This is a genomic window from Nonomuraea sp. NPDC003709 (genome assembly GCF_040610775.1).
Classification (GTDB): Bacteria; Actinomycetota; Actinomycetes; order Streptosporangiales; family Streptosporangiaceae; genus Nonomuraea; species Nonomuraea angiospora_A.
The window spans coordinates 107,590-121,009 of record NZ_JBEXMW010000033.1 but is presented as its reverse complement, the minus strand read 5'-3'; the positions used below and the strand labels follow the sequence as shown (position 1 = coordinate 121,009).

General features: G+C 65.8%; 11 protein-coding genes and 1 pseudogene. 10 read left to right on the top strand and 2 right to left on the bottom strand.

Features of this window, described 5'->3' with window-relative positions:
- From ABZX61_RS57270 to ABZX61_RS57250, 5 genes and pseudogenes are all read left to right on the top strand, one after another.
- Window positions 1-258 (top strand): annotated as a pseudogene (locus ABZX61_RS57270) (sugar ABC transporter permease); the annotation flags it as partial.
- A complete protein-coding gene (locus ABZX61_RS57265; protein WP_355209481.1) occupies window positions 255-1,082 on the top strand; it encodes a carbohydrate ABC transporter permease in 828 nt (275 codons plus the stop codon). The pseudogene ABZX61_RS57270 and the gene ABZX61_RS57265, both read left to right, overlap by 4 nt.
- A 15-nt stretch (window positions 1,083-1,097) precedes the next feature.
- On the top strand, window positions 1,098-1,904 hold the full coding sequence (locus tag ABZX61_RS57260; protein ID WP_355209478.1) for an alpha/beta fold hydrolase: 807 nt from the start codon (window positions 1,098-1,100) through the stop codon (window positions 1,902-1,904).
- Between the two features lie 512 nt (window positions 1,905-2,416).
- A complete protein-coding gene (locus tag ABZX61_RS57255) occupies window positions 2,417-4,120 on the top strand; it encodes a DUF1996 domain-containing protein (RefSeq protein WP_355209475.1) in 1,704 nt (567 codons plus the stop codon).
- A 92-nt stretch (window positions 4,121-4,212) separates the two neighbouring features.
- A complete protein-coding gene (locus ABZX61_RS57250) occupies window positions 4,213-4,728 on the top strand; it encodes a hypothetical protein (RefSeq protein WP_355209472.1) in 516 nt (171 codons plus the stop codon).
- An 11-nt stretch (window positions 4,729-4,739) separates the two neighbouring features.
- Here the strand turns inward: ABZX61_RS57250 and ABZX61_RS57245 are convergent, their stop codons facing one another.
- Window positions 4,740-9,233, bottom strand: a complete 4,494-nt coding sequence (locus ABZX61_RS57245; RefSeq protein WP_355209469.1) for a hypothetical protein — start codon at window positions 9,231-9,233, stop codon at window positions 4,740-4,742.
- Entirely contained in the window at window positions 9,226-9,627 is a 402-nt protein-coding gene (locus ABZX61_RS57240; RefSeq protein WP_350734019.1) for a hypothetical protein, read from the bottom strand. The genes ABZX61_RS57245 and ABZX61_RS57240 overlap by 8 nt, the downstream gene beginning before the upstream one ends.
- Window positions 9,628-10,107: 480 nt before the next feature.
- Here ABZX61_RS57240 and ABZX61_RS57235 point away from each other — a divergent pair, with 480 nt between their 5' ends.
- The 5 genes from ABZX61_RS57235 to ABZX61_RS57215 are packed head-to-tail and all read left to right on the top strand — an operon-like array spanning window position 10,108 to window position 13,418.
- Window positions 10,108-10,974, top strand: a complete 867-nt coding sequence (locus tag ABZX61_RS57235) for an amino acid ABC transporter permease (RefSeq protein WP_355209466.1) — start codon at window positions 10,108-10,110, stop codon at window positions 10,972-10,974.
- Entirely contained in the window at window positions 10,971-11,732 is a 762-nt protein-coding gene (locus ABZX61_RS57230; protein ID WP_350734023.1) for an amino acid ABC transporter ATP-binding protein, read from the top strand. The genes ABZX61_RS57235 and ABZX61_RS57230 overlap by 4 nt, the downstream gene beginning before the upstream one ends.
- Window positions 11,733-11,751: 19 nt before the next feature.
- Complete coding sequence (locus ABZX61_RS57225; protein WP_355209464.1) at window positions 11,752-12,729, top strand: ABC transporter substrate-binding protein; 978 nt, start codon at window positions 11,752-11,754, stop codon at window positions 12,727-12,729.
- The gene (locus ABZX61_RS57220; RefSeq protein ID WP_355209462.1) at window positions 12,726-13,202 is read left to right on the top strand and encodes a GNAT family N-acetyltransferase; all 477 of its coding nucleotides are present in this window, start codon (window positions 12,726-12,728) and stop codon (window positions 13,200-13,202) included. Before ABZX61_RS57225 ends, ABZX61_RS57220 begins: the two co-directional genes overlap by 4 nt.
- 51 nt (window positions 13,203-13,253) lie before the next feature.
- Window positions 13,254-13,418, top strand: coding sequence for a hypothetical protein (locus ABZX61_RS57215; protein WP_355209460.1), 165 nt, complete (start codon window positions 13,254-13,256; stop codon window positions 13,416-13,418).
- The last annotated feature ends 2 nt before the right edge of the window (window positions 13,419-13,420 follow it).

Sequence of the window (13,420 nt, the reverse complement as noted above, 5' to 3'; positions counted from 1 at the left end):
CCGCTGTCCTGGCCGGCCACGTACTCGGTGATCATCCTGTCGTTCATCGGCGGCCTGCGCTCCTTCGACCTGATCTGGACGATGACGCGCGGCGGGCCCGGCTTCACCAGCGACACCATCGCCTCGATCATCTACAAGCAGTACCAGGCCGGCTTCTTCGGCCTGTCCACCGCCGGCAACGTGCTGCTGTTCGTCGTGGTCACCGCCATCGTCGTCCCGCTCAACTACTTCCTCGGCAAAAGGCAGGTGCCCGCATGACCGCGCTGAGAAGGCTCGGTGCCGAGGCGATCGCGCTGGTGCTGGCCGGGGTGATCTTCCTGATCCCGTTCGCGCTCATGCTGCTGACCGCGGTCAAGGACCAGACGCAGGCCACCGACCTGGACTTCGCCTGGCCGGCCAACTGGCCGATCGTGCAGAACTTCGTGGACGTGATCGAGGCCCGCGACTACGTGCTGCTGCGCGCGTACCTGAACTCCACGATCCTCACCGTCACCTCGGTCGCGCTGATCGTCGTGTTCGCCTCCATGGCCGCGTTCGTGTTGCAACGCAGGGTGGGGAAGGTCGGCAGGGTCGCCGACTTCCTGGTGCTGGCCGGCCTGATCATCCCACCGGCGATCGTGCCCACGATCTGGCTGTTGCAGGGATTGGGACTGTTCAAGACATTGCCCGGGCTGATCCTGGTGGAGGTGGCCTTCGGGCTGTCGTACGCGGTGCTGCTCTTCCGGGCGTTCATCGCGGCCATCCCGCGCGAGCTGGACGAGGCCGCCCAGATCGACGGCTGCAGCGGGCTCGCGCTCTTCTTCCGGGTGATCTTCCCCCTGCTCAAGCCGGTCACCATCACCGTGGTCCTGACCAGCTCGGTGGCCATCTTCAACGACTTCGTCAACCCGCTCTACTTCACCCCCGGCGACGACAACGCCACCGTGCAGGTGACCCTCTACAACTTCCAGAGCCAGTACAACACCCAGTGGAACCTGCTGTTCATGGACATCGTGCTCATCACGATCCCGCCGCTGCTGCTCTTCATCTTCTTCAACCGCAAGATCGTCGCCGGCATGACCGCCGGCGCCATCAAGGGATGACATGACCTGGGGGCGGTGCGTATCCGGAAAGGCTGCCTGATGATTCACCACCACGAGTTCCAGCACCGAGGGCTGACCCTGCGCTCCAGCGTGCACATTCCTGAGGACCAGGCCACCGTCCGCAGGCCCACGGTGGTGTTCGTCCACGGGTTCTCCAACAACCGTATGGAGAATCGTTCCTTCGTCCTCATGGCGCGGCTGCTGGAGAGCGTCGGTATCGCGTCGGTCCGGTTCGACCTGTCCGGGCACGGGGAAAGCGACGGAGATTTCTTCGACGTCACCATCACCAACGAAATAGCCGAAACCAGGTCGGTCGTGCGGGCCGTCCGTACCTTCGACTTCGCCGATCCCGAGCGTGTGGCCCTGGTCGGGATGAGCATGGGCGGCGTCGTCGCGGGCATCGTCGCCGCCGAGGAACCCGGAATCCGGGCCGCGTGCCTGTGGTCGCCGGCCGCGGTCGCCCCCTTCGAAGTGGGCTCGGGCTACCTCAAAGGCCGCGACATCGCCGCCGAGATCAGGGACAAGGGCTATTTCGACGCCGACAGCCACCGCATGAGCCCCGCCCTCGTCGAGGACATCGCCGGGCTCGACGTCTATGGCCGGTCCTGCGGTTATGCCGGGCCGGTGCGCATCATCCATGGTGACAAGGACGACATCGCCCCTGTCGCCTACGCTCGCCGCTATCTCGACCACTACGGCGGCAACGCCGAACTGGAAGTCGTCCCCGGAGCCGACCACGGATGGAGCACCGTTCCCCACCGCACCCGGCTGCACGAGTCGACGCTGCAGTTCCTCGGCGAGCATCTGGAACCCTCCGCATGACCCGCTCCGGGGCGAGTGCATGCGCGTGCTCGCGAAAGCCGGTAGGTCCGCCCGGCAGCATCACGCCCAGGTAGCGGCGGTCGGATGCGCGGCGCTTCTCCTGATCATCGGCACGGACGGTGGCGGCGTAGGCGACCCTGCACATGAGCGGCAGCCCGGCTGCTGGAGACCGCCCACCGCCTGGTCGGCGATCACGAACGGTTCCCACCCCGACGTCGATCATCAGTGCGTCCGAACGACTTCGCAGGCGGCCCTGCACAGCGGCGTGATCACGAGCCGATCGCCCTGCCACCCAATGCGGGCTGGCCGCAAGCGCGGCCATACACGTCCAACCAACTTCTACGTGATGTCGAACTTGAAGCGTCGGGCGCGCGTATCTCGTTCTGACGACGGCCGCGACCCCCTTTGTGAATGCCGCCTGATGACTCTCAAGGCCAGGCCGCATCTACAGACGGAGAGAGGGATTTATGAGACATCGACATCGTTCCCGCGTCCGCCGAAGGACGGCGGGTATGCTCACGGCCCTGGCTGTCATGAGCAGCGGTCTCACGGCCGGCGCTGCAAATGCGGCGGCAAGCGGGGCGTCCGGAACGGTTTTCGCGCCGGCCATCTCCTGCCCTTCTGTCGTGGACAGGCTGGGCCAAGTCCCCGCTCGCGCTCAGGCGGAGGTTGAGCGGAATCTGCAGCAGTTGGAGAGCCAGATCGCTGAGGCGAATCGGCGGCTGGCAGGCTCGGCGGGGCAGGGCGGCCCGGACTTCGTTCAGAATGCGATCCTCGGGCCGTTGCGTGACAAGCGGACGGCGGCCCTTCAACGGATCCAGATCGCCTTCCAGCGCGCCGGCGCCCAAGCACCGACCGGCCTCCAGGGCTTGGCCGGCTGCACTGTGCAGGACGATGAGGCTGGGAACAACAACGGCGATCAGGGCAACGGCGACCAGGGCAATGGTGGTGCCGCTGGTCAAATCTCCTGTCCTGATGTGGCGGACAGGCTAGGCCAAGTCCCCGCTCGCGCTCAGGCGGAGGTTGAGCGGAATCTGCAGCAGTTGGAGAGCCAGATCGCTGAGGCGAATCGGCGGCTGGCAGGCTCGGCGGGGCAGGGCGGCCCGAATTTCGTCCAGAATGCGATCCTCGGACCGTTGCGTGACAAGCGGACGGCGGCCCTTCAACGGATCCAGATCGCCTTCCAGCGCGCCGGCGCCCAAGCACCGCCCAGCCTCCGAACCCTGGCGACATGTGAGCTTCGGAACGGCAATCCGGGCAACGGGAACGGCGGAAACAACGGGAACAACGGAGATGGCGGAGACGGCGAGAACAACGGGAACAATGGGAACGGCGGAGGCCAGGCCAGGGGACCCGTTCCGGAGGACTTCGTTGACATCCGTTCTGTACAACCGAATGTGAGAACGCCCCGCACGCAGCAGGACGGCTCCAATGGGACCTTCAGCGTGGACTGCGGACGCAACGAGAAGCGCATCTTCAACTCTGACAACGTCATCGTGGCCCCCGGCGTGTCCAACGGCGCGCAGCACACGCACGACTACGTGGGGAACGAGTCCACCAACAACCAGTCCACCAATGAGAGCCTGCTGGCGGCCAGTACCACCTGCCGCAACGGCGACAAGTCCACGCACTACTGGCCCGTGCTGAGGGCACTGGGGCAGGAGGAATTCGACGCCAACCGGCGAGGCGGCGGGCTTGACCTGAACGTCGGCAGAATCCTCACCCCGGTCTCGGTGCAGATCACCTTCAAGGGCAACCCGACCGGCAAGGTGGTGGCGGCTCCGCAGTTCCTGCGCATCATCACCGGCAACGCCCGGGTCGGGGGAGCCGAAGCCAACGCCGGGTGGACCTGCACCGGCTTCGAGAACCGCCAATTGACGGACAAGTACCCGCTCTGCCCGCGAGGTAGCAGGCTGGTGCGGGTCTTCGATTTCCAGAGCTGCTGGGACGGCCAGAACGTCGACAGCGCCAATCACCGCACCCATGTCACTTTCCCGCAGGCCGACGGCAGTTGCCCGCAGGGCTTCCAGCCCATTCCCGCGCTGGAGCACCGGCTCGTCTACAACGTGCCGCAGGGCCCCAATTTCGCCGTCGACACCTTTCCCGAGGAACTGCACAAGCCGGTCACCGACCATAGCGACTTCATCAACCTGATGAATGAGCAGCAGATGGGGCGGGTCGTCGACTGCATCAACAGCGGCAGACGCTGCCGCTGACCCTGAATTGAGCAAGGCGTGGCCGGGCGACTGGCCACGCCGTCCTCATCGTCAGGAGCAAGACCACATCAGGTGCGAGAAAGGGCAACATCATGGCTGGCTTCTCCCGCCCGCGGCGCGCTCAAGGCGCCGCGCCGGCGGCTGTGGCGCGTCTGACCGGCGCCATCAGGAGGCGAGATCACGGCGGCCTCGTCCTGTCGCTGGCCATCGCCTCGGCGCTCACGCTCACCGGATGCGGTATACAGGCCGATGGGCCCGAATCGGCCGGGAGCACTGCCGCCTCCGGGGGGAACGCACCCCGCACGTACACCGTGGAGCAACTGGCGGCCGCCATCGGCTGCACCGCCGAGATCACCCTCAAGGCACTGGACTACCGACAAGGGGAATGCACCAGCGACGGGATTCCGTACGTGTTCCTTGACTTCGTCACGGTTGAAGGCCAGCGTGAGTGGCTTGACTACGCCGAGATGTACGGCGGCCTCTACCTCGTCGGCGATCGATGGGCGCTGTCGGCCAAGTCCAAGTCCTTCATGCAGGAACTGAGCAGGAAACTCGGGGGCACGGTCGAGGAACATGGCCCTGGCGGCACTGCCCCGTCCCCGAGATGACAGCGCGCTCTTCAGCATCTGCTGGGATATGGCAGTTCCGGAGCGTAGGAAGACCAGAGCGCGCGCGTCATTCCTTCGCCGTTCAACCTCTCGCACGCCAACTGCGCGACGTTGTCGCGCACCCGTCCGACCATGGAGACGTCCCACAACGAGAACGAGGAGTTCGTGTGCGCGACAAGAGTTCCGTCTCCGGGCAGGAAGACCAGGGAAACAACCAGCAGTTCGTTGGTGTCCATGGCCGGCCCTATCCGATGAACACGCCCGATATCGGAGATGTCCCACAGGATGATGCTGCCGTCCACACTTCCCGTGGCCAACAGGTCGGCATTCTTCGAAAAGGCCACCGCGGAGACGGGTCCGACCTTCCCGGTCAGGCCGGTGACGATCTTCCTTGGCGCTTCCGGCGTACTGATATCCCACAGGCTGAACGAAGCGGTGGTGTGTCCGACGACAAAGAATCGCCCATCAGCCGAGAGGCCGACCGATGAACGGAAGGAACCGATGAGGCCGGTGGGAACGGTCCCGACCTGCCGCGGCGAACGAGGATTGGAGATATCCCAGATCTTGGCACTGTCATCCACGCCCACACTGACCAGAATCGGCTTGCTCGAAGCCAGCAGGACATCCCTGAGTTCGCCTCCATGGTGGATCGTCACCAACTCGGCAGGAGTCTCCACCCTCCGCATGTCGGTGAGACGCACCGCGCCACGCACGTCCGCGCTGGCAAGCATGGCCCCGTCAGCGCTCCAGGCGAGGGACACGACAGTGCCCGTGTGCCCGGAAACCGCGGTGGGCAGTGGTACGAAGCCGCTCCGCCCGGAGGCTTTCCAAATCTTGACACCGAAGTCGCCTGGGCCGCTCGGCGTGGCAAGGAAGCGTCCGTCCGCCGAGAGGGCCGAAGCGTACGGACCGCCTTCGGAGTTCTTGTCCGGTGGCGTCCAGAACCTGATCGTCGGCAGAGCCACCGGCTTGCCTGGGTCGCCGACATCCCACAGCATGGCCTGACCGTTCTCCGCGCCGTCGGCCAGGAAGTCGCCTCCAGCGGACAGCGTCGCCGAGGTCGGTCCCAGAGCGCTTCCCGGCAATTTCTGCTGCCCGGGCAAGGGAACACCCAGGAGATGGGGGCGAGTCCTGGCGTCCGACATGTCCCACAGCATCACCGAACCGTCCTGTCCGGCGGTGGCCAGCAGCGATCCGTCCTTGGACAGCGATATTCCGAGAACCGGCCCACGGTGGCCGGTAAGTGGAATGTCGGTTCGATCGGGGGCCAGGAATCTTTGCTCGGAAAGCTTGACGCCGACCGGAAACTTCAATATTTGAACCGTGCCGTCCTGGCTGCTGCAAATCAGGCGCGTGCCGTCCGGCGTGAAGGTCATGGATGTGATCTTGTCGGTCTGGTTGGTGGCCGACGTCGTGTCGCTGACCTTTCGCGGTGACGCTGGATCCGTCAGATTCCAGATGGTCAGGCCGACGTCCTCGGTCGCCATCACCAAGAGGTCGCCATCGGGCGAGAAGGCTAGATCGCTGATAAGTGAGGACGGGGCCGGAATGGGTTTCCCGAGTCGATGTGCGGCTTGTGGGTCGGCCACGTCCCACAATTGCATTTTCTGTGAGCTGCCGTCCGCGACCGCCAGCAGGCGGCCATCCGCTGACATCGCCAGAGGCGGGTTGTCATGACTCCCTGCTCGAGATCTGAAGTTGGCGGCGACCTTCAGATCCCCGTCGGGCCGAACCTGTAGGAGCGCGGCATTGGCTGGATTGCCGACCACGAGTTTCTGCCCGTCGGCCGCCCAGACGATGTCGGTCACATTGCTGCCGAGCCCAGGGATCTGGCCCAGCTTCCTTGGCTTGTCCCGGGTCGACATGTCCCAGAACGACACGGAATCCCGGTCTCCGACGACCAGCATCTTGCCATCGGGCCGCCAGGCCAGTGCGGATACCACGTCCTTGAACGTGGTGAGAGGCGGGCCGATCAATTGCGGACGGTGTGGATCGGAAACATCCCAGAGTTTGAGCGTGGCATTGTCGTCGCCGCTGGCCATGACGGCGTCCTTGGGTGACATCGCCACAGATTCCACACGACCCTTGAAGTCGAGAATGGTGCCTTCGTAGCGCGAGGTCGTCAAAGTCTGCAACAGGCTCGCATTCGTGGCTCGATTGGGGTCCAGCCGGTACGCGGCGACCCCCAGTTGCAGCGCCAGGCGCGGGTCGGACTCCCGGACCGCCTCCGCGCCGGCGACCATGCTTCGGGCGGTCGCCACCTGTGCCTGGCGCTGTGCCGCCCTGCTCTGTGACCATGCCACGAACGCGCCCGTCGAAGCGATGAGCGTGAGTACGACCAGCGCCGCTATCGCACCGCGCCTGATTCTGCCGCGTTGCCGTTCGTAGGTGACGGACGCCTCGAAGAACTGCTCCGAGCTCGATTCGAGCTGGTGGTGGTCGATCGCCTTGGCCACCCGTTCCCTGACCGCGTCGAGCCGCCCGCCCCGGTAGAGCAGAGAGGGATCACGGTCGACCGTCCACGCTTTCGCGTCCGCGGCGAGCTCGTCGCGCAGGATCAGCCATTCTCGATTCTCCTTCACCAGGTCCTGAAGGAGCGGCCAGGCCTGCAGCAGCCTCTCGTGGCTGATACGGACGATCTCTCGATCGGTAGTGATCAATCGGGCCGCGTCCAGCGCCTTCACGGACTGCAATGCAGCTTCGGGATCCAGGCCTCGTAATAGGTCGCCCTGGTTCACGGGTCGCGCTGTGACGATCGGCTCGGTGTCGATGTTCGCGACATCGCCACTGATTTTGATGAGCCTGAGCATGATGCTCTGCGTGGCCAACTGCGCCGAAAGGGTGAGCGCCTGGTAGGTGTCATCAGCTGATCGCTCGATCGCCCGCTCTATGCCCCCGCTCTCCCGGTAGCCTCGCACTGTCAGCCGTCTGCCCTCCCGACGTTTCCACGTCTCCCAGAGCGAGTGTGAGAGCAGCGGCAGAGATCCGGGTTCAGGACCTTGTGGGCGAAAGGCGCCTAGTTCGTGCAGGACCAGATCCGCCAGCCCTTCATCCAGTTCCAGGCCCAGCATCGTCGCAGGTTGCTCGATGGCCGCACGCAGCTCTGGCGGCTTCATCGGCTCGATCACGAATTGCCTGTCCTGAAGGGCAGCGGACAGTTCCGGATGCCGGGTCGCCTGGCTGTAGAAATCCGCGCGGAGTGCGCCGATGACGACTGCCGGAGGCCGACCGGTCCGGGGATCAGGAAGGGTCATGGCGTGCATGCAGCGAATGAACCTGCTACGCAGTCCTTCGTCCTCGCACAGAGTGAATATCTCTTCCAGTTGGTCGACCAGGAGGATCAGGCGCACGCCCGGGCGGTCGGCGAGCAGATCTGTGGCCAGGCGGCAGGAGTGCTCGGGGTCGGAGAACACCCGATTGAAGGCTGCCGGGTCATCAGGGGCCAGTCGCGCGGCCAGCGCTTGAACGGGAGACGATCCCGGGGTCATGCTGATGCAGGGCCAGCCGCTGGTGCCGGATATGTTGAGATCTCCACGACGCATTCTCGCGAGCAGGCCGGCCTGCAGCAGCGAACTCTTTCCACTGCCTGACGCGCCGACCAACAGCATGACCCCGGCAGTGCTCAGCCGATCGGCGATCTTCTTGAGAATCGCGGAAGTCAGCTCGTCGCGTCCGTGGAAGATCTTCGAGTCCTCCTCGCCGAACGGCTGGAGGCTCAGATAAGGGCTGCGCCCCGGTAACTGGGCCTCCTTCTGCATGGGAGAGAGCTCTGGTGAAGCGGATCGATTTGACGACAGGATGATATGGCCGCTTCGTCCTCCTTCCTGCCGGTGCGGCAGCGGGCCGCTTCTCTCCCACATTCTGCGGAGGATGAAATGGTAGGCGTCGTCAAGGGTCAGGAAATTACCGGCGAGGGGATCGCCGTTGTCCAGCAGCGAGATCAGGTCACCGGTGAATGTGGTGCATTCCTGGTCTTCCGGTGCCAGCGCGAGTTGTTCGGCGGAACCGAGGAGGTACAACCCATGGGTCGGGGACGGCTGAAAGACTGATTCCGGTGCCCAAGACCCCAGGTCCGTGCGTCCGGAGAAGCAGCAGTCCAGGACGACCACGGTCGAGGCGGTCGGCGAGCCGGCGATGGCCTGCCGCAACATCGATGTCGAGTAGGCCTGGAGTTCTGCGAGGCCAGGCGTGAGCGTGCTGGTGGAAGACGCTGCCAGATAGAGCTGTCCTTCCGAGCTCCAGAGCCCGTGGCCGATGTAGTAGACCAGCAGTATGGTCTTGGCCTTTTTTGCCTCTTCGGTCACTGCGGATCCGATGGCCAAGGCATCGGGCGGATTCAGCAGCAGGCGAATATGCTCGTCCGGCACACCACACCTGTTCACCAGGCGGTCCCGTAGTGCGGTGATGGTCCGTTCGACGGCGGGCACCGCCGGCAGCTGAGAGCCACTGTGGTCGGCGGTGCCGATCAACAGGACCCGCACACCCTCACCCGACAGGTCACTCATCCGTCGTCCGCCCCTGATCGTGTTTCTCCTCCGCTTCGCGGAGTTCACGCAGGACCGACTCCACTTGCTCCCGCAATTCCGCGGGCGAAAGTGCTTTGACCTGAGTCGCGTCGACATGGATTTGATGCCCGTCGGGCAGGTCTACTCGAACCTTGACCGCGCCGCTTTGTTGCCGTACCCAGGACAGCAGAGCAGAAGCGAATGCGGTGCCCGCCGCACCAGAACTAAGAGCAACGACAATGCTTTCCAGAAACGGCCCCAAAGTGCCGGGAGGTGGCGGGGCCGTCACGTCATTGACACGGCCTTTCAGCTCGGCCGTGCCTCCGATCCAGTGGCGCAACGACTCCAGGTGGCGTGAATCTTCTTCATCTTCGATCGATACGCGTACGTCCATGACGTCCCTCCTGGTGGGGCACGTTCGCGTACCTAAGATAGAGCGAAAGTACACGGAAATCATAAGATCAAATAACTTGAGTCCGAAGCGCGTAACTTACGTCCATTTGTATTATGCAGAAACACCAGACGGCTGAAATGTCAAGATGTCCGAACGGCCAACGCTATCCGTGGGTGGCGTTGCGGCTCGCCGACCTCAGCGCGCCGGTGGGGGATGGGTGGACGCGCCGATGAGGGCTTCCAGCGCGGCCTCGCCCGCAGTGTGGGGCGGCGGATAACTATGTATATCCAGTAGGAAATGTTGACTTTAGGTGATCCGGCTCGTAGCTTCGTGGGCATGAGCCAGGCCGCGAACCTGACCCGGCGCCCGCACGTGGACCACGGCCACGTCGCCAGTGCGCAGTGTCGCTGATCACGAGATCTCGTCCATCGACCCCCCTCTCCAGAGGAGTGATTTCGTGATCAGAAGTGGAGGCGGCTCGTGACGTTGCCCGAGGTGCAGGAGGTTTCGCGCCAGGACGCGGAGCGACCCCTGGAGGTGGTCACGGCCCGGTACCCGCTGCGGTGGCTGGCCGCGGCAGGCGTGCTCGTCCTACTCGCCATGGTCGCCAGCGCCCTGATCACCAACCCCGCGTGGGAGTGGCCCATCGTCGGGCAGTACCTGTTCGCGCCGTCGGTGGTGCGCTCGGTGCTGCTCACGCTGGAGCTGACCGCGCTGGGCATCGTGCTCGGGTTCGTGCTGGGCACGCTGCTGGCGCTGATGCGGCTCTCGCCCAACCGGCTGCTGTCGTCGGTGGCCTGGGCATACGTGTGGCTGTTCCGGTCGGTGCCGCTCATCCTGCAACTGCTGTTCTGGTACAACCTCGCGCTGCTCTACCCCAGGCTGTCGGTGGGCGTGCCGTTCGGGCCGGCGTTCTTCGACTTCGGCACGATGGACCTGATCGGGCCGCTGACCGCGGCGGCGCTCGGGCTGGCGCTGCACCAGGCCGCGTACGCCGCCGAGATCGTCCGCGGCGGCCTGCTGTCGGTGGACCACGGGCAGCGGGAGGCGGCGGCCGCCCTGGGGTTGCCGCCGGCGCGGCGGCTCTTCAGGATCATCCTGCCGCAGGCCATGCGAACCATCGTGCCCACCGCGGGCAACGAGATCATCGGCCTGGTCAAGGGCACCTCGGTCGTCTACATCATGGCGCTGCCGGAGCTGTTCTACCAGGTGCAGGTGATCTACAACCGCAACGGCAGGGTCATGGCGCTGCTGCTGGTCGCGGCCATCTGGTACCTCATCCTGACCACCGCCCTGTCGATCGTGCAGTACTACGTGGAGCGGCACTACGGCAGGGGGCGCGGATGAGCGCCATGGTGAGGTTACGCGGCGTGCACAAGAGCTTCGGCGCCCTGCACGTGCTGCGCGGAGTGGACCTGGACGTCCGCCAGGGTCAGGTGCTGGTGATCCTGGGCCCCTCGGGGTCGGGGAAGTCCACGCTCCTGCGGACGATCAACCACCTGGAGAAGGTGGACCGCGGCTCGGTCCGCGTCGATGGCCAGTTGCTCGGCTACCGGCAGGCCGGCGACCGCCTGTACGAGTTGCCGGAACGCGAGGTGCTGCGCCAGCGCACCCAGATCGGGTTCGTCTTCCAGTCGTTCAACCTGTTCCCGCACCTCACCGTCAGGCAGAACCTCATGGAGGCGCCGCTGTCGGCCCAGGGCCGGCCGCGGGCCGAGGTGGCGCCGCTGGCCGAACGGCTGCTGGCCCGGGTGGGGTTGGCGGACAAGGCCGACGCCTACCCACGCACGCTGTCGGGCGGGCAGCAGCAGCGGGTCGCCATCGCCAGGGCGCTCGCTCTGGAGCCCAAGCTGCTGCTGTTCGACGAGCCGACCTCGGCGCTGGACCCCGAACTGGTGGGCGAGGTGCTGGACGTCATCAAGGACCTCGCCCGCGGCGGCACCACGATGATCGTGGTCACCCACGAGATCGGGTTCGCCCGGGAGGTGGCCGACATCGTGGCCTTCATGGACGCCGGCCGCATCGTCGAGCTCGGACCGCCCGCACAACTCCTGGACGCCCCCGCCCACGAACGTACCCGCACCTTCCTCAGCAAGGTTCTCTGATCCCGAAGGACACCATGACATGCGCGCTTCGCTCGCGCGGGCCCTCGCCGTGCCCGCGCTCCTCCTCCTGACCGCCGCCTGCGGCGCCGAGCCCGCCGTCACCGCCCCGTCGGCCACCGCCGCCCCCGTGGTGGCGGGCAAGAAGATCAACCTCAGCCCTGACCAGAACCGGGTACGGGCCGACAAGGTGAACGCGATCGCGGCCCAGGTGCCCAAGGACATCGCCGCCGACGGCAAGCTCGCGGTGGGCTTCAGCGGCCAGGGCGCGGCGCCTCTGGTGTTCCGCGCCGACGACGACACCACCCTGATCGGCGTGGAGACCGACCTCGCCCAGCTCGTGGCCGACGTGCTGGGCCTGGAGATCTCCCCGCGGATCAGCTCGTGGGAGAACCTCTTCCTGGCCGCCAAGTCCGGCAAGGACGAGGTGGTCTTCAACAACGTCACGGTCACCGAGGAGCGCAAGGACACCTACGACTTCGCGACGTACCGGGTCGACCAGCTCGGCTGGCAGGTCCCCGGCAACAGCCCGATCAAGCAGATCGCCAAGCCGGCCGACATCGCCGGGCTGCGCGTCTCGGTCGGGTCGGGCACGAACCAGGAGAAGATCCTGCTCGACTGGGACAAGCAGAACAGGGCCGCCGGGCTGAAACCGGTCGAGATCCTCTACTACGAGAAGTACAGCGACGTGCTGCTGGGGCTCAAGTCCGGCCGCGTCCAGGCGTACTTCGGCCCGAACCCCACCATCGCCTACAACATCGCCGTCAGCGGCGGCTCCAGGATCGTCGGCACCTTCTCCGGCGCGGGCCCGGACCTGCAAGGACTCATCGCGGCCATGACCAAGAAGGACAACGGCCTGGTCAAGCCGCTCAACGAGGCGCTCAACACCGTGATCGAGAACGGTAAGTACAAGGAGGTGCTCGACCGGTGGGGCCTGGGCAACGAGGCGATCCCCGAGTCGCAGATCAACCCGCCCGGCCTGCCTCGGCAGGAGTCATGAGCGAGCTCACCGCGGAGGTGCGGCTCGTCCCCATGTCGGACCCGGCCGCCGCGCCGCTGCTGGCCGGGCTGCAACTGGAGTACACCTCCCGGTACGGGCCCAACGACGAGCTGGCGAGGTATCCGGAGTCCGAGTTCGCGCCGCCGTACGGGGCGTTCCTGATCGTGGTGTCCGGCGGCGAGACCGTGGCCGGCGGCGCGTTCCGCCGCTACGACGCGGCGACCGCCGAGGTCAAGCGCGTGTGGACGCACCCGCGCCACCGCCGCGAAGGGCTCGGCCGCCTCGTCGTACGCGAGCTGGAGCGGGAAGCGCTGCGCCGCGGGTACGGCCGGATCTACCTGACCACCGGGCCGCGCCAGCCCGAGGCCGTGCGCCTCTACCTGGCCAGTGGCTACGACCCGCAGTTCGACGTCGCCGACCGCCCCGCGCAGGGCCCGCTCGCCTTCGTCAAGGATCTGCATGGATTCCTGTAAAGCGAGTAGGGAAAGTTGACTATCCGCGACGTGTGATCGTACATTACCGGCATGAACGAGGACCGCGACGTGGCCGTCCGCACGGACCTCCCGGGGGATAGGCACTGGTACGACCTCCCGGACGACGAGGCCGAGCTCGAGCAGGAGGAGCAGCCCTCCGCGCCGCGGCGGCCCTGGTGGCGCCGGTCGGCGTTCACCGATGCCGCCGAGGCGTGACG

What these genes read in the sequence shown, in the direction of transcription:
- ABZX61_RS57265 (WP_355209481.1), top strand. Translation starts at nt 255, where the DNA reads ATGACCGCGCTGAGAAGGCTCGGTGCCGAGGCGATCGCGCTGGTGCTG.
- ABZX61_RS57255 (WP_355209475.1), top strand. Translation starts at nt 2,417, where the DNA reads ATGCTCACGGCCCTGGCTGTCATGAGCAGCGGTCTCACGGCCGGCGCT.
- ABZX61_RS57250 (WP_355209472.1), top strand. Translation starts at nt 4,213, where the DNA reads ATGGCTGGCTTCTCCCGCCCGCGGCGCGCTCAAGGCGCCGCGCCGGCG.
- ABZX61_RS57245 (WP_355209469.1), bottom strand. Translation starts at nt 9,233, where the DNA reads ATGAGTGACCTGTCGGGTGAGGGTGTGCGGGTCCTGTTGATCGGCACC.
- ABZX61_RS57240 (WP_350734019.1), bottom strand. Translation starts at nt 9,627, where the DNA reads ATGGACGTACGCGTATCGATCGAAGATGAAGAAGATTCACGCCACCTG.
- ABZX61_RS57230 (WP_350734023.1), top strand. Translation starts at nt 10,971, where the DNA reads ATGAGCGCCATGGTGAGGTTACGCGGCGTGCACAAGAGCTTCGGCGCC.
- ABZX61_RS57225 (WP_355209464.1), top strand. Translation starts at nt 11,752, where the DNA reads ATGCGCGCTTCGCTCGCGCGGGCCCTCGCCGTGCCCGCGCTCCTCCTC.
- ABZX61_RS57220 (WP_355209462.1), top strand. Translation starts at nt 12,726, where the DNA reads ATGAGCGAGCTCACCGCGGAGGTGCGGCTCGTCCCCATGTCGGACCCG.
- ABZX61_RS57215 (WP_355209460.1), top strand. Translation starts at nt 13,254, where the DNA reads ATGAACGAGGACCGCGACGTGGCCGTCCGCACGGACCTCCCGGGGGAT.